This is a genomic window from Dyella silvae, assembly GCF_026421305.1.
Taxonomy (GTDB): Bacteria; Pseudomonadota; Gammaproteobacteria; order Xanthomonadales; family Rhodanobacteraceae; genus Dyella; species Dyella silvae.
In genome coordinates, this window is record NZ_JAPJBQ010000003.1 from 465208 (window position 1) to 488410 (window position 23203).

The window sequence follows — 23203 nt, forward strand, 5'->3', positions numbered from 1 at the left end:
GCAGCGCTGGCCCGGGCACGCAGACGGTCGTTCAGAGTCGGGCGAGGAAGCCGCCAATGGCCCGGCTGTAGTTGGGGATGTCGACCAGAAAGGCGTCGTGGCCCTGGGGGGAGTTCAGCGCCACAAACTCGACGGCGGCGCCTGCCGCTTTCAGGCCCTCGGCAATCTGCTCCTGTTGCTCCAGGGGGAACAGGATGTCGGTGCTTACGCCAATCACCATGGCCTCTTCGATGCGGATGCGCTTGAGGCCCTCCATGATGCTGCCGTCGCCATATTCGGCGATATCGAACCAGTCGCTGGCGCGCGAGAGATACAGATAGCTGTTGGGGTCGAAGGTGTGCACGAAGCGTTGCGCATGACCCTGGAGGTAGGACTCCACTTCGAATTCGAAGCCGAAGGGGTTGTCGTCGCGATTTTCGGCTTCGAGGCGGATTCGAGCGAAGCGGCCGTTCCATTCCATCGCCGAGCGGTAGGTGATCACACCAAGCTTGCGGGCGATGCTCATGCCATCTTCGGGGTAGCTGGTCTCGCTGTAGTGGCCCTTGTTCCAGCGCGGATCGAGGCGAATGGCCTCGCGCTGCAGCGAGCGGATGGCGATGGCGAAGGGTTGCGCCTGCGGGGCGGTGTCCACGCTGATGTGGGCGCGCACGCTGCCCGGATGCAACACCATGTAAGCCAGCGCGCTCATGCCACCCATCGAGCAACCGATGAGGCAGGCGAGCTGGTCGATGCCCAGGCTGCTCACCGCGGCATGCGCGGCGTTGGCCACATCCTCCAGTGACAGCTCGGGAAACTGCAGGCGATACGGCTCGCCGCTGGCAGGATTGATCGAGGCGGCGCAGGTGGAACCCTTGTCGCTGCCCAGCGAGTTCACGCAAATGACGAACCAGCGCGAAGTGTCGATGGCTTTGCCGGGGCCGATCATGGCCTCCCACCAGCCATCTGACGGGTCTTCCGCGTTGGAGGCGGCATGCGCGCTGGGCGAGAGGCCGGTGAGGATCAATACCGCGTTGTCACGCGCGGGGCTGAGTTCGCCCCACGTTTCGTAGGCAACACGGGCGCCGTGGAGTTCGCCTCCGCGCTTCATCGCAAAGGGCGAGGGAAGGGCGAAGTAACGGCGCGCGTCATGAGTCATCAATGGACCTTGTCGATATCTATTTTGATAGGTGTCCGCGTGCTGACATCGACGACACCGGCATCGCCCTCAAGGTCACCTGCCTGTGCCATGCCCTGGCCGCTCTTGCTGATGCGGGCGCCGACGAACACGCGTGCCGCGGAGGATAGTTTGAGTTGGGGTGTCATGCCCATCGCGTCGGTGAGCGTCACGGTGGTGGGCAGGGTGGTGGCATCCAGCCGGGCCACAGCCAACGGCATGGGCGGGCCTTGTTCCGCGCGGGCGTAGACGAACAGGGTGTCGCCCGGCGCCAGCTTGCTCTTGAGATCCGGGGAGAGGCTAACCTGTACCTGCAGCGCAGCGCCTTGAGTCTCGGCCGACCCCTGGGCGTCGGTGGCCGGCTTGCTGTCGCCGCCAGCGCGTGCATCGGCCACGGCAATCTGTTCGGCAACCGCTTTGGCTACGTTGGAGCCCGGTTCCAGTTGCGGCTGCAGCTGGCGCCAGGTGGCCGCCGCTTCGGCGTACTGGTCGTGCTGGAACTGACTGATGCCAAGCAACCACAGGCCGTGTTGGCTCTGCGGGTCGAGTTTAACGGCGCGCTCCAGCAGATCCCGTGCACGGCCTTCGATGCGGTGATCGTCGCGCAGCAGCGAATCGGCTTCGGCCCAGCCCACCATGGCGGCGCTGTTGTTGGTATCGATGCGCAAGGCTTGCTCGTAGGCGGCACGCGCCTCGGCGGAGCGATGCATGACCGCGCTGGTCTGCCCGAGCAGCATCCAGCCTTGCAGGTCGTCAGGCTGCTGCGCGAGGTGCGCTTTCAGTTCCTCGACGGCTTGGTCGATGCTCAGCCTGGACTCGGCGTGCTGCACACCATTCAGTGCCACCGGCGTGCCGACGATGAGATACAGCCCGACGGCTGCCATTGGCATGGCAATCGATACGCATAGCGCCAGCGCAAAGATGCCACGCGACCGTCCCTGCATGCGCCCATGCCGTACCAGTGGCAACAGCAGCAGTGCCAGCGCCACGGCGATCATCGCCGTGGCGATCAGATAGAAACCAAGCTTCACCAATCGTCCCCTTCGTCGGCCGCTTTGTCGTCCACGGTGTTGACGGGCGCCACGCGGCTGCGCCGGCGAATGGTCACCACCACCACGGCCGCGCCTGCCAGCAGGATCACCAGCGGACCGAACCACAACAACAGCGTGCTCGTTTTGACCGGCGGGTCGTACAGCACGAAATCGGAATAGCGGTCGACCAGATACTGTTTGATCTCGTCATCGCTCTTGCCAGCCTGCATCTGCTCAAACACTTCATGGCGCAGATCGCGGGCGAGGTCGGCATTGGAGTCGGCGAGATTTTCGTTCTGGCAGACCAGGCAGCGCAGTTCGCGCGTGAGATTCTGGAAGCGTACTTCCTGCGCGTGATCCTTGAAGGGCAGTGGCTCAATGGCCTGAGCAAAGGCGAGGCCGGCGATCAGGAACAGCAACGCGAACAGCACCTGAGGGAGCGCACTTTGTGCGCGACGCCATGTTCGCCGCTTTGTCTGGTTGTCGCCCACAGGGTGGGCTCCCACAGAAAAGGAAAACGGGCGGATCATGGCTGCTCCTTGGCGAGAGCTGCGATGGCCGGCTTCAATTCCTTCTCGATCGCTTCCGGCGTCAGCGGCCCGATGCGCTTGTAACGAATCACGCCCTTGCCATCCACCAGAAAACTTTCCGGCGCGCCATACACACCGAAATCGATGGCGGTGCGTCCTTCCTGATCCACGATCACCATGTCGTACGGATCACCGTGTTTTGCCAACCAGGCCTTCGCGTCATCCGCCGCGTCTTTGTAGTTGTAACCGATGATGGGCACGCCGATGGACTTGCCCTGCGTCATCAGCACCGGGTGTTCCTCGCCGCAGGCGATACACCAGCTGGCAAACACGTTGATGAGATACGGCTTGCCCATCAGGGCTTCGCGGCTGACCGTCTGGGTGGGGTCGTCCAGCTTGGGCAGCACGAAGGCAGGGGCGGGCTTGTTGATCAACGGTGAAGGCACTTCGCGCTGGTCGTGCTGGGTGTTCCACCAGATGCCGAAGCCGAACAGCGCCACCAGCAGCATGAACCCGAAGAACGGCACCAGGCGGCTCATGCACGCGACTCCTGCAGGGCAGCGGCCGGCACCGCTTCGGTTTCTGCAACGCGTTTGGCGCGGAAGCGGCGGTCAGCGGCGGCAAAGAAGCCGCCCAGCATCATGAACAGGCCGCCAGCCCAGATCCAGCGCACGAAGGGTTTGTCATACAGGCGCAGCGCCCACGCGCCATCCGGCTGCGTGCGATCCATCGGTTCGCCCAGTGCTACGTACAGGTCACGGGTGATGCCCGGATTGATGGCCGACTCGGTCTGCACCTGGCCGCGTGTGTAAGTGCGCTTCTGCGGGTGCATCACTGCCACCTCGCGCCCGTTGCGCATCACCGTCACTGTGCCCTGGTCGCCGTGCCAGTTCGGGCCTTGCGTTTCATGCACGCCATCGAAGCGGAAGTCATAGCCGCCGATGCTTTCGGCCTGGCCCGGCGACATGCGCACGTCTCGCTCAACGCTCAGCGCATTGGTAAGCAGGACGCCGGCGAGGAACACGCCCACGCCAAAGTGCGCGAGCAGCATGCCCGCCATTTCCGCCGGATAGCGGCGGCCCGCCGGCATCTCGCGCCAGCGCTTGACCACGTAGAGCAGGGTGCCGAAACCGCACCACACGGCGGCGGCCGTGCCGGCAATCGCCTTGGTCTCACCGTCGGTAAGGAAGGCGGCAATGATGGCGCACGCTATGGCGGCGAGGCCGGCACGCCACATGATGCGCTTGAGCAGAGGCGTATCGCTCTTGCCCCAGCGCAGATACGGACCAAACGGCAGCAGCGCCACCACAGGCAGCATCAGCAGGGTAAACAGGAGGCCGAAATACGGCGGGCCCACCGATACCTTGCCCAGGTTCAACGCATCACCCACCAGCGGGAACAGCGTGCCCAGCAGCACCATCGCCGCTGCCACGGTGAGCATCAGGTTGCCGATCAGGATGGCTGTTTCGCGCGACACAACACTGAAGGGCTTTCCGCCCGCCACCTTTGGCGCGCGCAGCGCGTACAGCAGTAGCGAACCGCCAACGACCACGGCGAGGAAGCACAGGATAAACAGGCCACGCTTCGGATCCGAGGCAAAGGCATGCACCGAGGTCAGCACGCCCGAGCGCACCAGGAACGTGCCCAGCAGCGACAGCGAGAACGCGAAGATGGAAAGCAGGATCGTCCATGCGCGCAAGGCGCCGCGCTTCTCGGTCACGGCCTGCGCATGGATCAGCGCCGCACCCACCAGCCACGGCATGAAGCTGGCGTTCTCGACGGGGTCCCAGAACCACCAACCGCCCCAGCCCAGTTCGGCATACGCCCACCAGCTGCCGGCCACGATGCCCGCAGAGAGGAACGCCCACGCCACATTGGTCCATGGCCGCGCCCAACGCACCCAGGCCTGTTCCAGCTCACCGCCGAGCAATGCCGCAATGGAGAACGCAAACGCCACCGAGAAACCCACGTAGCCCATGTAGAGCACGGGCGGGTGGAACGTCATGCCAGGATCCTGCAGCACCGGATTGAGATCGGCACCGTCGGCCGGCATCGGCAGCAAACGCAAGAACGGGTTGGAGGTGAAGATGATGAAGGCAAGAAAGCCGACGGACACCAGGCCGAGCACGCCAAGCACGCGTGCCACGAATACCTCGGGAAGATTGCGACTGAACACCGTCAGCGCGAGCGTCCACAGGTTGAGGATGAAGATCCACAGCAGCAGCGAACCTTCGTGCGCGCCCCACACCGCTGCGATGCGGTAGTACCAGGGCAGGGCAAGATTGGAATTGTCGGCGACGTACTGCACCGAGAAGTCGAACTGCAGGAACGCCCACACCAGCAGCACAAAGGCCAGCGATACAAACACGGCCTGCCCCGCCGCAGCGGGGCGCGCAACGGCCATCAACGCGCGATGGTTTCGCCAGGCGCCGATCAGCGGCAACACGCCCTGCGCGAAGGCCAGCAGCAGGGCGAGGATCAGCGCGAGTTGACCGAGTTCCGGTGTCATTGCGGCTTGTCCTGTCCGGCGGTTTCGTCGACTTGTTTGCCTTGATGCGCCTTGGCCATGGCGTCCTTCAGCTCCTTCGGCATGTAGGTTTCGTCATGCTTGGCCAGCACTTCGGTGGCCATGAAGCGTGCGTTGTCCATATGCCCGGTGGCGATCACTGACTGGTTGTCGCGAAACAGGTCCGGCAGGATGCCGGTGTATTCCACCGGCATTGAGCCAGCGGCATCGACCACGGTAAAGGTGACCTTGAGCGAATCGCTGCTGCGCTGGATGGAGCCTGCCTTGACCATGCCACCGAGGCGGAAGGTCTTGTAGCTGTTGGCCTGGCCGGTTTGCACCTGGCTCGGGGTAAACAGGTAGTTCATGTTCTGCTGCAAGGCGAACACGATCAGCCCCACCGCGACGACCGCTGCTGCGGCGACGAGAAGAACGATGGTGAGTCTGCGTTTGCGAGTGGGGTTCATGTATCGCTCGTGGTGTGATCGCTCAGGGCGATGCAGGGGTGCGTTGTTGCTGGCGAGCACTCTGTCGCGCCATGCGTGCGCGCAGTTCGCGCAGGTTGCGGCGGCGGCGCAGGCCGGGGCTGAGATAGTCGGCCGCCAGCACGATGAAGAACACCGCAAAGGCCGGCCATACGTAGGCGGCGTAGCCACCCATCGTCAGGAAGTGATCCCACGAGAACGGGCTCATGGGCGGCCCTCCTGATCTGCAATCTGACGCACCCAGTCTTTGCCGCTTTCCATCGACAACAGATCGGTGCGCACGCGGCCAAACAGGCTAGCGATGTAATAGAACTTGGTGGCGACCATCATGGTCAGCAGCGGCCACAGCATGTCGCTGCTCATCTTCGAGGGACCAAGAATGCGTACCGTGGAACCCTGATGCAGCGTGTTCCACCAGTTCACCGAGAAGTGCACGATCGGCACATTGATGATGCCGATGATGGCGAGAAACGCCGCGGCGCGCGCGCCCTGGCGACGATCCTCGAACGAGTGATACAGGCCGATCACGCCCAGATACAGAAACAGCAACACCAGTTCCGAGGTGAGTCGCGCATCCCACGTCCACCAGGTGCCCCACATGGGCTTGCCCCAGAGCGAACCGGTGACCAGGGTGATGAAGGTGAAGGCCGCACCGATGGGCGCCGATTCCATTGCCACCACTTCGGCCAGCTTGATGCGCCACACCAGCGAGATGAACGAGGCGACGGCCATCAATCCATAGATGAACAGGCTCATCCATGCACAGGGCACGTGGATGAAGATGATGCGGTAAGCATCACCTTGCTGATAATCGGCCGGGGCCAGTACCAGGCCGCCGTACAGCGCGATAGCGCCAAAAAGCAGAGCAAGGCCAAGGGCCCAGGGGCGCAGTACACCCGCGAAACGGTAGAAGTTAGGCGGCGAGCTGAGCTTGTGCACCCACAAGGGGATCCAGTTGGCCATCGTCTTATGCGTCCAGAGCTATGCGGAGGGCGGCGGCACAGGCCAAGGGGGCCAGCACCAGCGCCATGACCAGCGCAGCGCCAAGCCAGGCGATGGGTGCAAGCCACGGCAGCCCCTGTTGAGCCGCGGCGACAGCGCCTGCGGCAAAGATCACCACGGGTACGCAAAGCGGCAGCAACATCAGCGCCAGCAGCATACCAGAGCGTCGCGAGCCGGCCGTGAGCGCCACCAGCACCGCTCCAAGCAGGCTCAGTAGCGGTGTTGCCAACAGCAGTGCATACACCAGCACGGGCATCACCGCGGTGGGGAGATGCAGCATGCCGGCGAGCAGCGGCGCAATGACGATGAGCGGCAATGCAGTGGTTACCCAGTGCGCTAGGATTTTCATGCCCAGCATCAGCGCCAGTGGCTGAGGGGACATCATCAGTTGCTCCAGCGAGCCATCCTCGATATCGCCGCGGAACATGGCGTCCAGCGCGAGCAGCATCGCCAGCAACATGGTCACCAGCACCGCGCCGCCCGCAATCCGCTGCAGCAAGGCGTCTTCCGGGCCCAGCGCAAACGGGAACAGGGTGATGACGATCAGGGCGTACAGCACCGGCATGGCGATATCGCCACGGCGGCGCCAGGCCAGGGTGAGGTCGCGGCGCAACACGGCGGCGCAGGCGGAAGCGAGCGTCGCGTGACTCATGCGTGCATACGTACCCGTTTGGGTTCGCCCTGGAGAAAGCTCACCGCGCCATGGCTGGTCACCAGTGCGGCGCCACCCTCCGCGGCATGCTCGAGCAGCAGGCGGTTGACCAGTTCGATGCCGGTGCGGTCGAGATTGGCGTAGGGCTCGTCCAACAACCATAGCGTGGCGGGAAGCAGGAGCAGGCGGGCGAGGGCGGCGCGCTTCTTCTGGCCGGCAGAGAGGCGGCGCACGGGTTCATCTTCGTACCCGGCCAGGCCGATATCGTTCAATACGTTGGTGACGTCACGGCCCGGGCGCTTGCCATACGTACCCGCAGCAACGGCAAGGTTCTCGCGTGCGCTGAGATCAGACTTCAGCCCGAGGTGATGGCCGAGGAACAAGGTGTCACCAAGGTGCTCGATGCGCCGCCACGGCTGGCCACGCCAACGCAGTTCGCCCTCGTCCAGGTGCAGCAAACCGGCCAGGATGCGCAGCAAGGTGGTCTTGCCGCTGCCGTTGTCGCCTTCGACCAGCGCCACTTCGCCCTCATGCAGGCAGAAATCCAGGGGACCAAACACGGGTTCGTCCTGGCGGTAAAACGAGAGCGCCCGCGCTTCCAGAAGAAGCTTCTGCGGCGAGGGGGCAGTGGCAGACAGGGCAGTCATCGCGCGATTGTCCGAAATGCCTGACAGGCTTGTCCATGCGGCGCGGTGCCGCCAAGGGGGCCTGTCACGGGGTGAGGGATCAGCTGGCCTGAGATGGAGCAGCCATGGGCGGAGGCTTTCATCCCGGCGCGGCGAGCAGGCGAAGACGGGCAAAGCCCTGGCCATCGCCATGGACGTATGCGTTCTGTCCGAACGCCTGGCCCAGTGCATCGAAGGCGCTGGCGGGTGGGCCAACGACAAACAGGCTGCGCTCATGCCAGCCATTGCTGCCCACGCCCACCGCTGCGCGCGTGGCGCGGACGTGTGGCATTTGCTTCAAGCGCTGCAGCAACTGTTTTTGGGCGAGCTGGTTTCGTGCCCGCGACTGGGGCTGGGACAAGGGATTCCATGCCGTGATGAAACCCCAGTGGTAGTAGCCCGTCAGGTCACGCAAGGTGTCGGGCAGCGGGCTATCGATGCGGATGCTGGCCCAGCCACCGCCCGTCAGGCGCACCCGATAGTCGGTGGCCCGATAGGCGGCGAGCAGTGCCTCATCCATGCAGCACGTCAGGCAACGGCGGCAGCGTGGCGCGCAATGCTGCGACCGCGGCATCCAGGTCGACTGAACGGGCGTGCGTGGACCCACGCAACAGCTGTTCAAGCAACTGATCCTGCGCGCGCCCGCGTTCAAAAGCGTAGGCATAGGGCAGGTGAGTAAAGGTGACCATGCGATAGCGCGCCATGAAATGCTGCGGCGCCCGTTCGGCCAGCAAAGCGCCGAGTTCACGTTTGGCGAGATAGTGCGGATCGGCGACGGAGTCGCGCATCTCGATGTAATTCTCCAGCGCCATCGCCGCGATTGCGTCGCTGTTGGGCTGGCGAATGCGCTGAAACTCGGCGAATACCTCGGCCGTATCGTCTGGCGCTTCGGCCAGCAGCGAGGCCAGCACGACAGTGTCTTCGAAGCCGCAGTTCATGCCTTGTCCGTGGAACGGCACGATGGCGTGGGCAGCATCGCCCACCAGCAGTGCGCGCCCTCCCAGATGCCAGCGCTCCAGGTAAAGCGTGGACAGCGTACCTACGGGGTGGCCGTCGTAGTCCGCAGCAAAATCGGGAATCAGCGGCAGCAGATCGGGGAAATCGTCCTGGAAAAACGTGCGCGCGGCGGCAGCATCGGGCAGCGTGGTGAAGCTGGGGTGTGCGCCCTGCGCTGGCAGGAACAGCGTGACGGTGAAGGTACCTTCGGTGTTGGGTAGCGCGATGCACATATAGCCGCCGCGCGGCCAGATATGCAGGGCATGGGGTTCCAGCGCGAACTGGTCGTGCCCGCCGCTGTTTGTCACCAGATCGGCCGGAAGCGTGCCTCCTGATGGAATCTCCAGTTCCTTGTAGGCGTGGCCCAGGCCTTCGATGCGCTCGCCCAGCGGCGCGTGCTTGCTCATCGCTGCACGCAGGGCGGAGCCGGCACCGTCGGCGCCAATCACGACGGGGGCGTCGATAGTGCGCTCGGCGCCACTTTCATCGGCAAGTCGGATGCGGCCCGCATCGAAGTCGGCATCGACCAGCGACTGACCAAATTGGAACCGCACGCCCGCGGCTTCCGCAGCATCCAACAGCAGCATGTTGAGGGCGCCGCGCGAGACCGACCAGATCACTTCGCTGTCGTCCACGCCGTAGCGCTGCAGACCGGAACGGCCGTCGCGGGTGTGGACCATGCGTCCGCGCATCATCACCGCGCGCTGGAGTACGTCGTCCGCCAGCCCCGCCTGCCGCAGTGCGTGCAGGCCGCGCTCGGCCAGCGCCAGGTTGATGGAGCGCCCGCCGACAAATCCCGCGATGCGCGGGTCGGGGCGCTTCTCATACACATCTACCGCAAATCCACGTTTGGCCAGCTGCTGGGCAAGCAGCGCGCCGACCAGGCCGCCGCCGATGAGGGTGATGTGCTTCGCCATGGAGCTCCGCTGATAGGCAATGCGTGAAGCGCCAAGAGTAGCGGGTCAGCGGCGGGCGGGCGATGGCAGCATGTGCGGGGGCGGTTACCCGCATTCGCGTCAGGGGCTGAGGAGCCGTCATCCCAGCGAAAGCTGGGATCCAGTGCCGTGGCTCTGACGCATTAAAGTCGCTGGATGACCAGCCTGCGGCTGTTGTGAAGCGCTTCCTGCTTTCGCTGGGATGACGATTGAGAGCAGGGGCGCAGGAAGAGGGCGTCAGAAGCTCATGAAATACCCGCCGTTGACCGGCAGGTTGGCACCCGTGATGTAACCCGCATCGTCGGCGGTGAGGAAGGTGACGGCGCGTGCAATGTCGCCGGGCAAGCCGAGGCGGCCCACTGGAATATCCGCAACGATCTGCTCGCGGATATCGGCGGGCACGGCGGCGACCAGCGCCGTGTCACAGTAGCCCGGCGAAACGGTATTGACCGTAATGCCCTTGCGTGCCGTTTCGCGTGCCAGTGCCATGCCGAAGCCGTGCACGCCCGCTTTGGCGGCCGAGTAGTTGGTCTGTCCGAACTGGCCAGTCTGGCCGTTCACCGAGCTGAGGTTGACGATGCGGCCGAAGCTGCGCGCGCTCATGCCCTCGACGACGTTGCGGCACATGTTGAACACGCCATCGAGATTCACGCGCATCAGCTCGTGCCACTGCTGTGGCGACATCTTGCGCAGGCTGGTATCGCGGGTAATGCCGGCGGCATTGACGAGAATATCCACACTGCCGTGGGCCGACTCGACCCGGCCGATCAGGTCGGCGCAGCTTTCGAACTGGCTCACATCCGCGGGTTCGAAACGAATCGCGCCATTGAGATCAGCTACTTCCTGCTGAAACGCATGCAAACGCTCTTCGCGTGCGGGTAGGTCCACGGCAATCACCTGACGCCCGGCCTGCGCCAGCTGGCGGCAGATCTCCGTGCCCAGGCCGCCAATGCCTCCGGTCACGATGGCAACGCGTGGCGTTTGGGCAGACAGGCTCATGTGAAGGACTCGTGCACATGCCGCACGGCAGCACGTGCTGTGCTGCAGCGGCGGAGGGAGGGAAGGGCCGGCGCTGCAACAGCGCCGGCAGATGACTTAGCCGGGCTTTTTGCCGCCGCGCGGCGGCGTCTGCGCCTGGGTGGCAGCGTCGAGCAGGCCGCGCTGCATGTTGCGCCAGGCGTCCATGTTGCGCTCGGTCAGCTCGTTGAGCATGGACCAGGGCGTCTGGCCCAGCAGGCTGTTGAGCTGCGTGCGGAACTGCTGCTGCTGGTCCAGGAAGACCTGCAGACTACGCTCCAGATACGGGCCCATGAAGCCCTGCAACGAGTCGCCATAGAAGCGGATGATCTGGCTGAGCAATTGAGGCGACAGCATGGGCTGCCCCTTCTCTTCGTGCTCAGAGATGATCTGCAGCAGCACCGAGCGAGTAAGGTCCTCCCCACTCTTGGCGTCGCGGACCTCGAAAGTTTCGCTATCCAGCACCAGCTGTCGGACTTCCTCCAGCGTGATATAGCTGGAGATCTCCGTGTCGTAGAGCCGGCGGTTCGGATACTTCTTGATGATGCGGATAGTTTGTGCCATGCGGCACAAGCTAGCAGAACGTATTGCGCCGCACCAGTCGCCCAAGTGGTATCCATTGCTGCACTGGTCGGCGCAGCAATGCCCCTTGGATCAAATACCTGCCGACAGAGGGCTTCTTAGTGCCCCGGCGCGCCTCCGCTGCCGAAGGGCGGCTTGGCCAGCCAGATCACCGGAATCAGCAAGACAAATAGCACGGCACACAGCCAGAAAATGTCGTTGACCGCCAGGGTCAGCGCTTCCCGGTTCACCAGCTGGTCGGTCACTCCCAGCGCCTGCGAGGTGCTGAAGCCGGCCCGGGTCAAGCCCTGGATCACCTGCGGGGCTGCCGGGTTGGTCGGCACGACGCTCTCGGTCAGGGTGGCGTGGTGCAGGATGCCCCGGTGCTGCCACAGGGTCACGGTCACCGCGGTAGATACGCTCGACCCCAGGGTGCGGAAGAAGTTAGCCAGGCCGCTGGCGCTGGCGAACTCTTCCGGCTTCAGTCCGGCCAGATAGATCTGGTTGAGCGGAATGAAGAAGCAAGGGATGGCAATGCCCATGATGAAGCGTGGCACCACCAGCGTGGAGAACGATGCCGTGCTGTCGAAACCGGAGAACCAGTACGCGGTGGCCGCGAACACGATGAAGGAGAACGTGACGATGCCGCGCAGATCCAGCCTGTCCATGTTGCGGCCGATGATGGGCGAAAGCAGGAAAGCCAGGATGCCCACCGGCGCCGTCGCCAGGCCCGCCCAGGTAGCGGTGTAACCGAGCGTCGTCTGCAGCCACAACGGAAACACCACGTTGATGCCGAAAAACGCAAACATGCCCAGCGACAGGGCGATGACGCCGGCCGTGAAGTTGCGTTTGCGGAACAGGCTCAGGTCGATCACCGGGTGTTTGGCGTGCAGCTCCCACACCACCAGGAAGACCAGGCATACCACCGCAATCAGCCCCAGGGTGACGATCAGCGGCGAGGCGAACCAGTCATGGTCATTGCCATTGTCGAGCATGAACTGCAGGCAGCCCACGCCGACGACCAGCAGCACCAGACCTATCGCGTCGATGGGTGCCTGATAAGTCTTGGTTTCACGCTTGTGCAGCAGCGTCCAGGTGATGATGCCCGCGAGCACACCCACCGGCAGGTTGATGTAGAAGATCCACGGCCACGAGAAATTGTCGGTGATCCAGCCGCCCAGAATCGGGCCGAAGATGGGGGCGATCACCACGGTCATGGCCCATAGCGCCAGCGCGATGCCTTGCTTTGCCTTGGGGTAGCTGGCCAGCAGCAAGGTCAGCGACAGCGCCACCATCGGGCCGGAGCCGGCGCCCTGCATGAGGCGCGCGAACACCAGCATCGGCATGGACGTGGCGAGGCCGCAGAGCATGGAGAACACCACGAACAGCATCACCGAGACGACGAAGGTCTTCACTTCGCCGAAGCGCCGCGCAATCCAGCCCGTGAGCGGCTGCATGATGGCGCTGGCGAGCGAGTAGGAGCTGATGGTCCAGGTGCCTTCGCTGGCGCTGACGCCCAGGCTGCCGGCGATGTGCGGGACGGCGACGTTGACGATCGTGATGTCCAGCACCTCCATGAAGGTGCTGAACGCGACCGCGATGGTCAGCAGAACCAGCGCGGTGCCGTGCAAAGGCGGCAGCGGCTTGATGTCATTGGGAGTAGAGGCCATGTCGGGCTCGAGTCGCGGGTCAGTTAGCGCTGCGCTTGCTCAGATTGGCCTGGATAATCTTCTCGGCTTCCTCGTCGGCCTTGTTGGCCATCTGTTCGTAGACGTCCGTTTGCGCAATCGGCTGACCGTTGCCGGGGGCGGCATTCATCGCGCCCTTGTCGTTGGTGATATCCACCGTGACTTCCGTCGAAAGGCCCACGCGCAGCGGATGCTGATCCAGTTCCTTGTCGTCGAGCGCGATGCGCACCGGCACGCGCTGCACGACCTTGATCCAGTTACCGGTGGCGTTCTGCGCTGGCAGCAGCGAGAACACACTGCCGGTGCCGGCGCCAAGGCCGATCACCTTGCCGTGGAACTCGGCGCTACCGCCATAGACATCCGCCACCACCTTGGCCGGCTGGCCGACGCGAATATGGCGCAGCTGGTTTTCCTTGAAGTTGGCGTCCACCCACAGGTCGTGCAGCGGCACCACCGTCATCAGCTGCTGACCCGCCTGCACGCTGTTGCCAACCTGCACGCTGCGCTGGGCGACGTAGCCGGTGACCGGGGCGTAGATGTTGTTGCGCCGCGCAGCGATCCATGCGGCGCGGAAATTCGCGCGGGCCTGTTCCACCGATGGGTTGGTGGCGATCTCCGTGCCTTCGACGGCAGCGCGCGTGGCTGCTGCCTGCGCCACCGCGGCGTCCAGCGAGGCCTGTGCCTGATCGACGCTGTCACGCAGATGCTGCACGGTTTCGGGCGCTTCGGCCTGTTCGGCGATCAACGGCTGACGGCGGGCAAGATCGGCTTGCGCCTTCTTCAGGTCCACCCTGGCCTTGGCAACCTGGGCGTCGGCGCTAGTGGCCGAGTCGGTCTGTTGGCGCACCTGGCGCACCACCTGCGCGAGCTGGCTGCTGGCCTGCTGCAGTCGCACGTCGGCATCGGTGCTGTCGAACTTCACCAGAACCTGACCGGCTTCGACGCGCTGCGTGTCATCCGCAAGGATGGCCACCACCGTGCCAGGCACCTGCGCCGAAATCGCCACCTGATTGCCGCCCACATAGGCGTTGTCGGTCGTCTCGCGAGTAGAGAACACGAACAGCCACAGCAGCACCCACAGGCCGCCGGCAAAGAGGAGAACGAAGGTGACGATGAGCAGCGCGCGCCGCCGCTTGGCCGGATCCTTTGCGGCCAAGCCGCTGTCGTTATCGTTCTTAGTGACGGCGGAATCAGTGGCGCTCATCAGTGGCGTCTCCGGAAAGGGTCGCAGGGGAAGTGGGGGCAGGCGTGCTGGAGACCTGATCAGGCGTACTGGCGCGATAGCCGCCGCCTAAGGCCTTGATCAGCGATACATCGGTGGACAGGGCTTGCGCATGCAAATTGACATCGTCGTCCTGCAGCTGCAGCAACTGCGCCTTGGCACCAAGCGTTTCGCGAATATCGCTGACGCCGCGCTTCACGCGCGCTTGCGCGTTGTCGAACAACTGCTGATTGGCAGAGATCTCATGGGCCTGCTCCTTGCGCCGGCCATCCAGTTGTTGCGCAGTAAGACTCTGCGTGGCGACATCGCGCGCGGCACTGAGCACGGTGCTGTTGTACTGCGCCACCGCGGTATCTAGCTGGGCCCTGCTCACGCCGTAATTCGCGTCGAGCAGGCCGCTGGTGAAGATCGGCAAATGTAGGGCAGGCGTGAGCGCAAACACACGGCTTCCACTACTGAACATCTTGTCCAGATCAATGCTGGACAGGCCCGCCATAGCGCTGATGCTGATATCGGGATAGAACTCCGCACGCGCAACGTCGGTCTGGCGCAGCGCGGATTCCACCTGCCAGCGGCTGGCGGCGATATCCGGCCGGCGTGCCATCAGGTCGACGCCAACGTTGTCCGGTAGTCCGCTGTTGGTGGCGGGTAGGGCACGTGGCTCCATGGGCGGCAACTGTGCAGGCGATACGCCCAGCAAGCTTGCGAGAGCGGCCTGGCGAATGCGTTCGGAGCTTTCCAGGGCCACCAGCAACTGGCGCGTCGCGGCGAGTTGTGCCTGCGCAGATTGCACGGTGTCAGGGCGGTCTACGCCCTGGCGCACGCGAAGTTGGGCGATGCGTAGCAGTTGCTCCTGCGTTTGCACGGACTGCTTGGCAATGCCGATGCGCGCCTCGTCGGCCAGCCATCCGAAGTAGGTGTCGGCTACCGTGCTCTGAATCGCGAGCGCTGCCGCGCTGTGTTGCGCTTCGGCGGCGTGGGCCTGATCCACAGCGGCCTCGATGGTGTTGCGCTTCTTGCCCCACCAGTCAAAGTCGTATTGCGCCTGCACGCCGATGTCGCCCTGGTTGTACCAGGTGAAGCCAAGGAATTTGGGCGGAATCAGCCCGTTATCGCTCAGGCGTTGGCGAGCCACCTGCGCGCTGCCATCGACACTGAGCCCGGCCTGGGCTTTGGCCACCCGGATCGACTGTTGAGCAGAGTCGATGCGGGCATGCGCCTCCGTCAGATCGGGCGAGCCTTTCATCGCCATCGCGATCAATTGATCGAGCTGCGGGTCGTTGTACTGGCGCCACCACTCGGCATCAGGCCAGCCAGCGCGCGTGGCGGTCTGGAGGCCTGCCAGGGGAACATCGTCGCGAATGGCGGGATGGCCCAGTTTGGCGGGGATCGAACAACCGGCCACGGCCAACGCAACGGCGCAGGCAAGTGCTGCGCGCTGGGCCATTCCGTGGCGAATCGGGATGCGTGAAGTCATGGACTAGGGTCCGAGCGATGAACTGAATCGATGTCGAGAAGTACCCGCCGCAACAGACGTTCAAGCGTGCGCTTGTCGCTGGCATTCAGGGATGCGAAGGAGCCGAGCACTTTCGGGAATAGCGGGGGAAGCATCTTTCGCACCAGGCGTTTGCCAGCTGCGGTGATGGTGAGAACGATGCGCCGCCGGTCTTCCGCGCTGGGAGCGCGGGTAATGAGTCCGGCTTTGACCAGCACGTTACTGATGCGCGTCATATTGGTCGCGCCTTGCTGTGCAAAGTCGCAAAGCTCGCTGGGCGAGGCACCTTCGGGCGTGCTGTAGAGAATCATCAGCGTGCGGAAGTCGCTGTCGTTGAGGCCGTGCGGCTTAAGCTCGCGCTCCAGCTCCGTGAGCATGGTGGTACCGGCCAGCATAAGCAGCCGGGTCAGGCGTACTTCCTGCTGCGGGACATCAGGAAGCATCTCGCCCACGCGGGCGATACCGGCATCCATATGGTCCAGGCATTCATTCAGCTTGCTCATTTCATCAGAGAATAGTTCGCTGGTGAACTATTAGGCTAGCACCGCTCCCGTGACGTCTACAAGCCTTCAGGGAAATTGAAACAATCGCATCGCGTTCTGCGTGGTGGCGGCTGCCACGGATGTTTCACTTTCATGGCGCAATTGTGCGATCACGCTCAGCACTTCCATCAGGTGGGCCGGCTCGTTGCGTTGGCCGCGATGACAGGCGCCGGGCTGATCGGGCGCATCCGTTTCCAGTAGCAACCATTCGATGGGCATGCTCGCGACGATGGAGCGGAGGCGTTGAGCGCGGTCGTAGGTCACCGGGCCGCCGATGCCAAGATGAAAGCCGATGTCCCACAGTCGCTGAGCCTGTTGCAGGCTTCCCGAAAAACTGTGTACGACGCCGCGCAGCCCGCCGATGCGCTTGAGGGTGGACGTGACCTCGTCCACGGCGCGTCGCGCATGCACGATCACGGGTAGGTCAAAGTCGCGAGCAATGCGAAGCTGGCGGTGGAAGTAGTCGCGTTGGCGCTGCGGGTCGAGTTCGGGCAGAAAAAAATCAAGGCCAATCTCGCCGACGGCGATGGCGCGATGGGTTTGCAGCTGTGTCACCAGTTCGTCCAGGTGGGCGGGCTGGTGCTGATCCAGGTACATCGGGTGCAGCCCGTACGCCGGGTGGGCTTGCGCGTGGCTTGCGCAGAGCGAGGCGATGCGTGCCCACGAGGCCCGGTCAATGGCGGGCACCACGATATGCCGGATTCCGGCCTCGCGCGCGCGCTCAAACATGGCCTCCTGGTCGGACTCAAAGCTCGCATCGTCGATGTGGGCATGGCTGTCGGTGAGCTCGAGCACAGTTTCAGGCGTCCTGAGTTTGAAAAAATGGCTGGCTTCGATCTAAGCAAACATTCAGTGACCCAGAGGTTCAATGGTTACGCTGGGATCGAATTCGAGCAGGAGCGGGGGCGCTCCGCCGGTCCAGACAGGAGAATATTATGAACAGGTTGGTCGTTTCGGCGCTGCACGTTGGTTTCGCCGGTGTATTGGTGTTGGGTCTTTCGGCGTGCAATCGGGACGCAAACGCTGACGGTGGCGTCGGCGCCATGGCGCAGCAGCAAGGCGCTTCCAATGGTGCCAAGTACGCGCGCGTCGTCAACGTAACGCCCGTGCGCGAGGCTGCCAGCGCGCCGCAGCAGCAGTGTCATGACGAGGTGGTCACCACGCACAAGCCGGTGCAGGACACGCATCAGATTGCCGGTACGGCCATTGGTGCCGTCGCAGGCGGCCTGCTGGGTAACCAGATCGGCGGCGGCAAGGGGCGCACGCTGGCCACCGTGGCGGGTGCGGTTGGCGGCGGTTACGCCGGCCACGAAATTCAGAAAAACCATCAGGAAAACGCAACGCAGCAGACCACGCAGCGTCGCTGCAACACGGTGCAGGGCAACTCCGGCGACCGGGTGGTGGCGTACGATGTGACTTACGAGTACAACGGTGTCACCCGCACTGTACGAATGGATCGCGATCCGGGCGACAGGCTGCAGGTACAGGAAGGTGTGGTAGCCGTATCTGACGCTCACTGAGGATTCACGCCATGCAGACACTGCTTAAACATTTGGCTGTCTTGGGACTAGTTTCCGCAATAGCATTTCTTTCGGGATGTGAGACACCCCCGCAACGGCAAGTAACTTATACCGGTGCGTCCAATCGTTGTGAGCAGTGTGGCGTGGTCAGTGACATACGCCAGATCCAGACACAGAAAGGTTCGTCGCCGCTCGGCATGGTCATCGGCGGCATCGCCGGTGGCGTGATCGGCAACCAGTTCGGCGGAGGTAGTGGCAAGACGCTGACGACGGTCGCCGGCGCAGTGGCCGGTGGCGCGATCGGTAATCAGGTGGGCAAGAACTCGGGTGGTCCTGACGTCGCGTGGCAGGTCACCGTCAAGCTTGATGACGGTCGCTATGCGACGGTGACGCAGGCCGCTGACCCGCAGGTTCGTCCTGGCGATTACGTGCAGATTCGCGACAACCTGGTTTATCGACTCTGATAAACGGACGTCTGGACGTCCAAATAAAAAAGGCCCTCTTGCGAGGGCCTTTTTTTATTGCGGTTATTCTGGTTAGTTGCTGACAGCGTAGAAGGCGTGATCGCCAATGGTCTTGACGCGCTTGGTAGACCACGCGGGCGAAGATGCGAGCGTAGCGAAGTGATCTGCCTGTGGCACATACACTGTGCGCTCTCCCTTCGGCAGGCTCCAGTTGCTGATCGAGTCGCCAGCAATCTTCCACGCCTTGGTCCAGGAGTTGAGATCGGTTACTTCGAAACTGCTCGCGGTTGTTGTCAGTGCGAATTGACGCGGAGAGGTCACTACCTCACAAACGCTATCGCCCCAGGTGCCGCGGTCGCGACGACGAAGGGCCACTTCGGCCACGGCGTATTGGCCGATGGTCGATTCACTGCGTGCCTCGAGATACACCGTCGTGGCCAGGCAGGTCTGGTCCGCGAGGGGTTGGGGCAGCACGGACGCCAGCCACAACAGCATGGAAAGTTTCATTGTCTGCCTCCAGCGTGCTGTACGCGCGAGGTCGATACTGCTGACTTCGACGCGCCGTTGCGGTGGACGGGCGGGCAGGCCGTTCCACCTGGATTAAATCGCCTCGACCGAAACTTGTGGTCAGGCGGTTTGCCACGGGATTGTGGCCAGTCGAGCGGCTGATCCGGTGCCACTCAAAACTTTTTGTGCTGCAAAGCCATGCTCGGGTACTAACGACCACGTTGCCTGCAACTGCATCCGCACCTAATGGCGGCATGTACTCCGACATTTCTGTCGGGTCGCGCTGATCCGGACCCCTCCGGTTCGTCGCGTATGTGGGCACCTCGGGCAGTGGGTGCCATTCAATTTAGTTGGCGGAGCCTAGTGGTCAGTTCCGCGTCTGGCAAGTGCCGTCGTTCACGTCACACTCACATTCATGATTTTGCGCGAGTGCATTTGCGTGATTGTTTCTTACGCTGACCAACTCTGTACAACGCGCAAGGTGATGCTTTCGTCGATGGCGACAGATGCATGGCTCTTCAGCAGGTCGATGACGTCGTCATCGATGACGGCAAGTGCGGTGGCACCGCCTTCATCGTGGACTGCATCAAGCAGTTGACCCACTGTCTTGCCGTTCTGGCGCAGCACGGTGCCCCCAGTAAGCTTTGGCGACAATACGACGCAATGCATATGCCGCTTCAGGCCACCGCGATAATGCAGGCGCGCGACGATTTCCTGGCCCGGGTAACAACCTTTGTCGAACGCGACGGCCTGCAATCGTTCCAGCGAAATGGCCTGCGGCAGCAACTCACCGATGGTGCTCGCGGGGAGCCACGGCCAACCCTCGCGAATCTGCAGCGACCGCCAGGTGTCATCGGAAGCATGACCTACGACGAGGCTGTGCGTGCCGCATCCGTAAATACGGAGATCACCTTCATCGTGGAAGGCGTAGGTGTTGAGCGCCGGTCCGGTGCCGAGGGCGCGAGTGGGCTGAGCGGACAGCTTTACCTTGGCGCGAAATACGAAGCGCTGCAGCCCTTGCGCCAGGGATGCGGCATCGCCACCGCGCAACAGCAACAATAGAGAGTCATGGGCGATGCGCGCCAGGTGAAACAACGCGCGCACGCGCCCCTGGGCATCCAGCCAGGCGCTGAACTGCCATTGCCCAACGGATAGTGCGCTCACGTTGCTGCTGAACTGGCCTTGCGCAAACGCTATGGCGTCGGCGCCTTCGATGAGAAGCGTTTCTGCGGAGTGGTCGGTGGTCATAAGCGAGCGAGGTTGGGGGCGGGCTGGCGGTTGCACAAGGGCGGAGGGTTGCTGGCAGACCATCGCCCGGCCGTCAAGGTTGTGCTGAATTTACGCAAGTATTACGCTTTTACAGCTTTCACATACCATGTCCGATACTTCCTCCCAACCTAAGTCCTCGCCGGCTTCCGTTCCCGCGGAGCAAGCGACCGTGCCCGCCGTTCCGGCAACGGAAAAGACCCCGGTGGAGCGGCCGGCCCCGGATCCCACTCGCTATGGCGATTGGGAGAAGAACGGGCGCTGTATCGACTTCTGATCCGCCGCGCCGGCTTTTTGCGTCGGTGCGTCGGAGATAGGGAAGGGCGGTAAAGGGCATCAGCGATTCCACCCAGGATAGCCGCCATGGCAGATACGCAACGACCGCTCTCTCCCCACATGGGCATATATAGGTGGCAAGTGCAGATGGTGACCTCCATCGTGCACCGCGCTACCGGCATTGCCCTTTCCGTAGGAACCCTGCTGGTGCTGTGGGGGGTGTTCTCCCTGGCCCATGGCGAAGACTCCTATAACCAGTTCAAGACCTGCATCGGCAGCCCGATCGGCCTGGTGCTGATGTTTGGCTGGACGTGGGCGCTTTTCTATCACCTGTGCAACGGCATTCGTCACCTGATCCAGGACGGTGGCATGGGTTACGCCATCCCGCAGTTCGTCCGTTCCAGTTGGCTCGCGATCGTCGGCAGCATTGTGCTGACCATCATCGTGTGGGCCTATGTGCTGATGAGTGGAGGTGCGGCATGAGCGCGAATGGTCAGCAGCACGACGTGCGCACCCAGTTGCGCAATCCTCTGAAGCGCGCCCGTGGCCTCGGCTCGGCGCAGTCCGGTGTCGGCCACTGGTGGACACAGCGTGTCACCGCCGCGGCGCTGGTATTTCTCGCCCTGTGGTTCGTGGTGACCGTGCTCAGCATGTTGCACGCTGACTACGCGACCGCCCACTCGATCGTCGCCAAGCCGTGGAATGCGGTGCTGTTGGTGGCATTCGTGCTCACGGTGTGCTGGCACGCAGTATTGGGCCTGCAGATCGTGATCGAGGACTACGTCCATACCCGCTGGAAGGAGGTCGCCCTCCTGGTGCTGGTGAAGTTCATTGCAGTACTCGGCACGCTGGCGACGCTGATGGCCGTGCTGCACGTGGCGCTGGGAGCCTGATTCGATGGAAAGCTACAAGATCCAACAGCATAAGTACGACGTGATCGTGGTCGGCGCCGGTGGCGCGGGCCTGCGCGCCACCTTCGGCCTGGCCGAAAAGGGCCTCAAGGCCGCGTGCATCACCAAGGTGTTCCCGACGCGCTCGCACACGGTGGCGGCGCAGGGCGGTATTTCCGCCGCGCTCGGCAACATGGGTGAAGACGACTGGCGCTTCCACTTCTACGACACCATCAAGGGTTCGGACTGGTTGGGCGACCAGGACGCCATTGAATACATGTGCCGCGAGGCGATTCCGGCCATCATCGAGCTGGAGCACTACGGCGTGCCGTTCTCGCGTACCGAGGAAGGCAAGATCTACCAGCGCCCGTTCGGCGGCATGACCACCCATTACGGCAAGGGCACCGCGCAGCGCACCTGCGCCGCGGCCGACCGTACCGGTCACGCCATCCTGCACACGCTGTACCAGCAGGCGCTGGCGCATGACGCCACGTTCTTCATCGAGTACTTCGCCATCGACCTCGTCTTCGACGAAGAGGGCGTGTGCCGCGGCGTGCTTGCGCTGGACATGAACGAAGGTACCTTGCACTTCTTCCGCGGCCATGCGGTGGTGCTCGCTACCGGCGGCTACGGCCGTGCCTACTTCAGTGCCACCTCGGCGCATACCTGCACCGGTGACGGTGGCGGCATGGTGCTGCGCGCGGGCCTCGCGCTGCAGGACATGGAGTTCGTGCAGTTCCACCCGACCGGCATCTACGGTTCGGGCTGCCTCATCACCGAAGGCGTGCGTGGCGAAGGTGGTTACCTCACCAACTCCAACGGCGAGCGCTTCATGGAGCGCTACGCGCCGAACGCCAAGGATCTCGCTTCGCGTGACGTGGTCAGCCGCGCCATGACGATGGAAATCCGCGAAGGCCGTGGCGTGGGTGAGCACAAAGACCACATCCACATCAACCTGATGCACCTGGGCGCCAACGTCATTCACGAACGCCTGCCCGGCATCGCCGAATCGGCGCGCATCTTCGCCGGCGTGGACGTGACGAAGGAGCCGATCCCGGTCATTCCGACCGTGCACTACAACATGGGCGGCATCCCCACCAACTATCACGGCGAAGTGGTGCAGAAGCACGGCGACAACGTCGACGCTGTCGTACCGGGTCTGTTCGCGATCGGTGAAGCGGCCTGCGTGTCGGTGCATGGCGCCAACCGTCTCGGCTCCAACTCGCTGCTCGATCTGGTGGTGTTCGGCCGCGCCGTGTCGCACCGTTGCGCCGAGCTCATCAAGCCGGGTGCGCCGCACAAAGATCTGCCGGCCAGCGTGCTGGACAAGGCGCTGGGCCGCTTCGATGACCTGCGTCATGCCAAGGGCAGCCAGCCGACCGCAAAGATTCGCGCAGAAATGCAGCGCACCATGCAGTCCGATGCAGCTGTGTTCCGTACCGGCGAGTCGCTCAAGGAAGGTTGCGAGAAGATCTCGAAGGTGTACGACTCCTTCAAGGACGTCGGCGTCAGCGATCGCTCGCTGGTGTGGAACTCCGACCTGATCGAAACGCTCGAGCTGTCGAACCTGCTGGGCCAGGCCGTGGCCACCATGTACTCGGCCGAGCAGCGTACCGAAAGCCGTGGCGCGCATGCCCGCGAGGACTTCCCTGACCGCGACGACCACAACTGGCAGAAGCACACGCTGGTGGCGGTTGATGAAGCTGGCAAGCCGAACTTCGATTTCCGTCCGGTGCACATGTACACCATGACGAACGATGTCGAAGTCGTGCCGCCCAAGAAGCGCACTTACTGATACCC

27 protein-coding genes are annotated in these 23203 nt (G+C 63.4%); 6 read left to right on the top strand and 21 right to left on the bottom strand.

What is annotated here, in order from left to right:
• Positions 1-31 precede the first annotated feature (31 nt).
• The 19 genes from metX to OQE56_RS10640 all read right to left on the bottom strand — a co-directional run bounded on the left by metX (position 32) and on the right by OQE56_RS10640 (position 17275).
• The gene (gene metX / locus OQE56_RS10550; RefSeq protein ID WP_267224145.1) at positions 32-1135 is read right to left on the bottom strand and encodes a homoserine O-acetyltransferase MetX; all 1104 of its coding nucleotides are present in this window, start codon (positions 1133-1135) and stop codon (positions 32-34) included.
• A complete protein-coding gene (locus tag OQE56_RS10555; RefSeq protein WP_267224147.1) occupies positions 1135-2184 on the bottom strand; it encodes a tetratricopeptide repeat protein in 1050 nt (349 codons plus the stop codon). The genes metX and OQE56_RS10555 overlap by 1 nt, the downstream gene beginning before the upstream one ends.
• A complete protein-coding gene (locus tag OQE56_RS10560) occupies positions 2181-2714 on the bottom strand; it encodes a cytochrome c-type biogenesis protein (protein ID WP_425601616.1) in 534 nt (177 codons plus the stop codon). Before OQE56_RS10560 ends, OQE56_RS10555 begins: the two co-directional genes overlap by 4 nt.
• Positions 2711-3253 (bottom strand): DsbE family thiol:disulfide interchange protein, encoded by a 543-nt coding sequence (locus OQE56_RS10565; protein ID WP_267224148.1) that lies wholly within the window; start codon positions 3251-3253, stop codon positions 2711-2713. Before OQE56_RS10565 ends, OQE56_RS10560 begins: the two co-directional genes overlap by 4 nt.
• Entirely contained in the window at positions 3250-5223 is a 1974-nt protein-coding gene (locus OQE56_RS10570) for a heme lyase CcmF/NrfE family subunit (protein ID WP_267224149.1), read from the bottom strand. The genes OQE56_RS10565 and OQE56_RS10570 overlap by 4 nt, the downstream gene beginning before the upstream one ends.
• On the bottom strand, positions 5220-5687 hold the full coding sequence (gene ccmE / locus OQE56_RS10575) for a cytochrome c maturation protein CcmE (protein WP_267224150.1): 468 nt from the start codon (positions 5685-5687) through the stop codon (positions 5220-5222). The genes OQE56_RS10570 and ccmE overlap by 4 nt, the downstream gene beginning before the upstream one ends.
• A gap of 22 nt (positions 5688-5709) precedes the next feature.
• Positions 5710-5913 carry a heme exporter protein CcmD gene (gene ccmD, locus OQE56_RS10580; RefSeq protein WP_267224151.1) on the bottom strand — a complete coding sequence of 68 codons (204 nt, stop codon included), beginning with the start codon at positions 5911-5913 and terminating at the stop codon, positions 5710-5712.
• Positions 5910-6668 (bottom strand): heme ABC transporter permease, encoded by a 759-nt coding sequence (locus OQE56_RS10585; protein ID WP_267224152.1) that lies wholly within the window; start codon positions 6666-6668, stop codon positions 5910-5912. The genes ccmD and OQE56_RS10585 overlap by 4 nt, the downstream gene beginning before the upstream one ends.
• A gap of 4 nt (positions 6669-6672) precedes the next feature.
• Entirely contained in the window at positions 6673-7359 is a 687-nt protein-coding gene (ccmB, locus tag OQE56_RS10590) for a heme exporter protein CcmB (RefSeq protein ID WP_267224153.1), read from the bottom strand.
• Complete coding sequence (gene ccmA, locus OQE56_RS10595; RefSeq protein WP_267224154.1) at positions 7356-8006, bottom strand: cytochrome c biogenesis heme-transporting ATPase CcmA; 651 nt, start codon at positions 8004-8006, stop codon at positions 7356-7358. Before ccmA ends, ccmB begins: the two co-directional genes overlap by 4 nt.
• A gap of 118 nt (positions 8007-8124) precedes the next feature.
• Positions 8125-8544, bottom strand: coding sequence for a DUF3293 domain-containing protein (locus OQE56_RS10600; protein ID WP_267224155.1), 420 nt, complete (start codon positions 8542-8544; stop codon positions 8125-8127).
• Positions 8537-9937, bottom strand: a complete 1401-nt coding sequence (locus tag OQE56_RS10605; protein ID WP_267224156.1) for an FAD-dependent oxidoreductase — start codon at positions 9935-9937, stop codon at positions 8537-8539. The genes OQE56_RS10600 and OQE56_RS10605 overlap by 8 nt, the downstream gene beginning before the upstream one ends.
• Before the next feature lie 255 nt (positions 9938-10192).
• Complete coding sequence (phbB, locus tag OQE56_RS10610) at positions 10193-10954, bottom strand: acetoacetyl-CoA reductase (protein ID WP_267224157.1); 762 nt, start codon at positions 10952-10954, stop codon at positions 10193-10195.
• A gap of 96 nt (positions 10955-11050) precedes the next feature.
• Positions 11051-11536, bottom strand: coding sequence for a polyhydroxyalkanoate synthesis repressor PhaR (gene phaR, locus OQE56_RS10615; RefSeq protein WP_267224158.1), 486 nt, complete (start codon positions 11534-11536; stop codon positions 11051-11053).
• A gap of 116 nt (positions 11537-11652) precedes the next feature.
• Positions 11653-13203, bottom strand: a complete 1551-nt coding sequence (locus OQE56_RS10620) for a DHA2 family efflux MFS transporter permease subunit (protein WP_267224159.1) — start codon at positions 13201-13203, stop codon at positions 11653-11655.
• A gap of 19 nt (positions 13204-13222) precedes the next feature.
• On the bottom strand, positions 13223-14425 hold the full coding sequence (locus OQE56_RS10625; RefSeq protein WP_267224160.1) for an HlyD/EmrA/EmrK family protein: 1203 nt from the start codon (positions 14423-14425) through the stop codon (positions 13223-13225).
• Positions 14412-15920, bottom strand: coding sequence for an efflux transporter outer membrane subunit (locus OQE56_RS10630; RefSeq protein ID WP_267224162.1), 1509 nt, complete (start codon positions 15918-15920; stop codon positions 14412-14414). Before OQE56_RS10630 ends, OQE56_RS10625 begins: the two co-directional genes overlap by 14 nt.
• Positions 15917-16441, bottom strand: coding sequence for a MarR family winged helix-turn-helix transcriptional regulator (locus OQE56_RS10635; RefSeq protein ID WP_267224164.1), 525 nt, complete (start codon positions 16439-16441; stop codon positions 15917-15919). The genes OQE56_RS10630 and OQE56_RS10635 overlap by 4 nt, the downstream gene beginning before the upstream one ends.
• A 66-nt stretch (positions 16442-16507) precedes the next feature.
• Positions 16508-17275, bottom strand: coding sequence for a TatD family hydrolase (locus OQE56_RS10640; RefSeq protein ID WP_267224166.1), 768 nt, complete (start codon positions 17273-17275; stop codon positions 16508-16510).
• 140 nt (positions 17276-17415) lie between these two features.
• Here OQE56_RS10640 and OQE56_RS10645 point away from each other — a divergent pair, with 140 nt between their 5' ends.
• Both OQE56_RS10645 and OQE56_RS10650 read left to right on the top strand, forming a co-directional pair.
• Positions 17416-18000, top strand: a complete 585-nt coding sequence (locus OQE56_RS10645) for a glycine zipper 2TM domain-containing protein (RefSeq protein ID WP_267224168.1) — start codon at positions 17416-17418, stop codon at positions 17998-18000.
• 143 nt (positions 18001-18143) lie between these two features.
• Positions 18144-18464, top strand: a complete 321-nt coding sequence (locus tag OQE56_RS10650) for a glycine zipper 2TM domain-containing protein (protein ID WP_267224170.1) — start codon at positions 18144-18146, stop codon at positions 18462-18464.
• Positions 18465-18536: 72 nt separating this feature from the next.
• Here OQE56_RS10650 and OQE56_RS10655 read toward each other — a convergent pair whose 3' ends face one another.
• Positions 18537-18971 (bottom strand): cell wall hydrolase, encoded by a 435-nt coding sequence (locus tag OQE56_RS10655; protein ID WP_267224172.1) that lies wholly within the window; start codon positions 18969-18971, stop codon positions 18537-18539.
• A 450-nt stretch (positions 18972-19421) separates the two neighbouring features.
• Positions 19422-20219 carry a CAF17-like 4Fe-4S cluster assembly/insertion protein YgfZ gene (gene ygfZ, locus OQE56_RS10660; protein ID WP_267224173.1) on the bottom strand — a complete coding sequence of 266 codons (798 nt, stop codon included), beginning with the start codon at positions 20217-20219 and terminating at the stop codon, positions 19422-19424.
• Between the two features lie 127 nt (positions 20220-20346).
• On the opposite strand from ygfZ, the gene OQE56_RS10665 reads away from it, so the two are divergent.
• The 4 genes from OQE56_RS10665 (at position 20347) to sdhA (ending at position 23198) form a co-directional block, all read left to right on the top strand.
• The gene (locus tag OQE56_RS10665; protein WP_267224175.1) at positions 20347-20514 is read left to right on the top strand and encodes a DUF1674 domain-containing protein; all 168 of its coding nucleotides are present in this window, start codon (positions 20347-20349) and stop codon (positions 20512-20514) included.
• Between the two features lie 86 nt (positions 20515-20600).
• Positions 20601-20996 carry a succinate dehydrogenase, cytochrome b556 subunit gene (sdhC, locus tag OQE56_RS10670; protein ID WP_267224177.1) on the top strand — a complete coding sequence of 132 codons (396 nt, stop codon included), beginning with the start codon at positions 20601-20603 and terminating at the stop codon, positions 20994-20996.
• Positions 20993-21406, top strand: coding sequence for a succinate dehydrogenase, hydrophobic membrane anchor protein (gene sdhD, locus OQE56_RS10675; protein ID WP_267224179.1), 414 nt, complete (start codon positions 20993-20995; stop codon positions 21404-21406). The genes sdhC and sdhD overlap by 4 nt, the downstream gene beginning before the upstream one ends.
• 4 nt (positions 21407-21410) lie before the next feature.
• On the top strand, positions 21411-23198 hold the full coding sequence (sdhA, locus tag OQE56_RS10680) for a succinate dehydrogenase flavoprotein subunit (protein ID WP_267224181.1): 1788 nt from the start codon (positions 21411-21413) through the stop codon (positions 23196-23198).
• The last annotated feature ends 5 nt before the right edge of the window (positions 23199-23203 follow it).

Excerpts from the sequence above, each read along its gene's own strand:
- metX (WP_267224145.1), bottom strand. The coding sequence starts at position 1,135 with ATGACTCATGACGCGCGCCGTTACTTCGCCCTTCCCTCGCCCTTTGCG.
- OQE56_RS10560 (WP_425601616.1), bottom strand. The coding sequence starts at position 2,714 with ATGATCCGCCCGTTTTCCTTTTCTGTGGGAGCCCACCCTGTGGGCGAC.
- OQE56_RS10565 (WP_267224148.1), bottom strand. The coding sequence starts at position 3,253 with ATGAGCCGCCTGGTGCCGTTCTTCGGGTTCATGCTGCTGGTGGCGCTG.
- OQE56_RS10570 (WP_267224149.1), bottom strand. The coding sequence starts at position 5,223 with ATGACACCGGAACTCGGTCAACTCGCGCTGATCCTCGCCCTGCTGCTG.
- ccmE (WP_267224150.1), bottom strand. The coding sequence starts at position 5,687 with ATGAACCCCACTCGCAAACGCAGACTCACCATCGTTCTTCTCGTCGCC.
- ccmD (WP_267224151.1), bottom strand. The coding sequence starts at position 5,913 with ATGAGCCCGTTCTCGTGGGATCACTTCCTGACGATGGGTGGCTACGCC.
- OQE56_RS10585 (WP_267224152.1), bottom strand. The coding sequence starts at position 6,668 with ATGGCCAACTGGATCCCCTTGTGGGTGCACAAGCTCAGCTCGCCGCCT.
- ccmB (WP_267224153.1), bottom strand. The coding sequence starts at position 7,359 with ATGAGTCACGCGACGCTCGCTTCCGCCTGCGCCGCCGTGTTGCGCCGC.
- ccmA (WP_267224154.1), bottom strand. The coding sequence starts at position 8,006 with ATGACTGCCCTGTCTGCCACTGCCCCCTCGCCGCAGAAGCTTCTTCTG.
- OQE56_RS10600 (WP_267224155.1), bottom strand. The coding sequence starts at position 8,544 with ATGGATGAGGCACTGCTCGCCGCCTATCGGGCCACCGACTATCGGGTG.
- OQE56_RS10605 (WP_267224156.1), bottom strand. The coding sequence starts at position 9,937 with ATGGCGAAGCACATCACCCTCATCGGCGGCGGCCTGGTCGGCGCGCTG.
- phbB (WP_267224157.1), bottom strand. The coding sequence starts at position 10,954 with ATGAGCCTGTCTGCCCAAACGCCACGCGTTGCCATCGTGACCGGAGGC.
- phaR (WP_267224158.1), bottom strand. The coding sequence starts at position 11,536 with ATGGCACAAACTATCCGCATCATCAAGAAGTATCCGAACCGCCGGCTC.
- OQE56_RS10620 (WP_267224159.1), bottom strand. The coding sequence starts at position 13,203 with ATGGCCTCTACTCCCAATGACATCAAGCCGCTGCCGCCTTTGCACGGC.
- OQE56_RS10625 (WP_267224160.1), bottom strand. The coding sequence starts at position 14,425 with ATGAGCGCCACTGATTCCGCCGTCACTAAGAACGATAACGACAGCGGC.
- OQE56_RS10630 (WP_267224162.1), bottom strand. The coding sequence starts at position 15,920 with ATGACTTCACGCATCCCGATTCGCCACGGAATGGCCCAGCGCGCAGCA.
- OQE56_RS10635 (WP_267224164.1), bottom strand. The coding sequence starts at position 16,441 with ATGAGCAAGCTGAATGAATGCCTGGACCATATGGATGCCGGTATCGCC.
- OQE56_RS10645 (WP_267224168.1), top strand. The coding sequence starts at position 17,416 with ATGAACAGGTTGGTCGTTTCGGCGCTGCACGTTGGTTTCGCCGGTGTA.
- OQE56_RS10655 (WP_267224172.1), bottom strand. The coding sequence starts at position 18,971 with ATGAAACTTTCCATGCTGTTGTGGCTGGCGTCCGTGCTGCCCCAACCC.
- ygfZ (WP_267224173.1), bottom strand. The coding sequence starts at position 20,219 with ATGACCACCGACCACTCCGCAGAAACGCTTCTCATCGAAGGCGCCGAC.
- OQE56_RS10665 (WP_267224175.1), top strand. The coding sequence starts at position 20,347 with ATGTCCGATACTTCCTCCCAACCTAAGTCCTCGCCGGCTTCCGTTCCC.
- sdhC (WP_267224177.1), top strand. The coding sequence starts at position 20,601 with ATGGCAGATACGCAACGACCGCTCTCTCCCCACATGGGCATATATAGG.
- sdhD (WP_267224179.1), top strand. The coding sequence starts at position 20,993 with ATGAGCGCGAATGGTCAGCAGCACGACGTGCGCACCCAGTTGCGCAAT.
- sdhA (WP_267224181.1), top strand. The coding sequence starts at position 21,411 with ATGGAAAGCTACAAGATCCAACAGCATAAGTACGACGTGATCGTGGTC.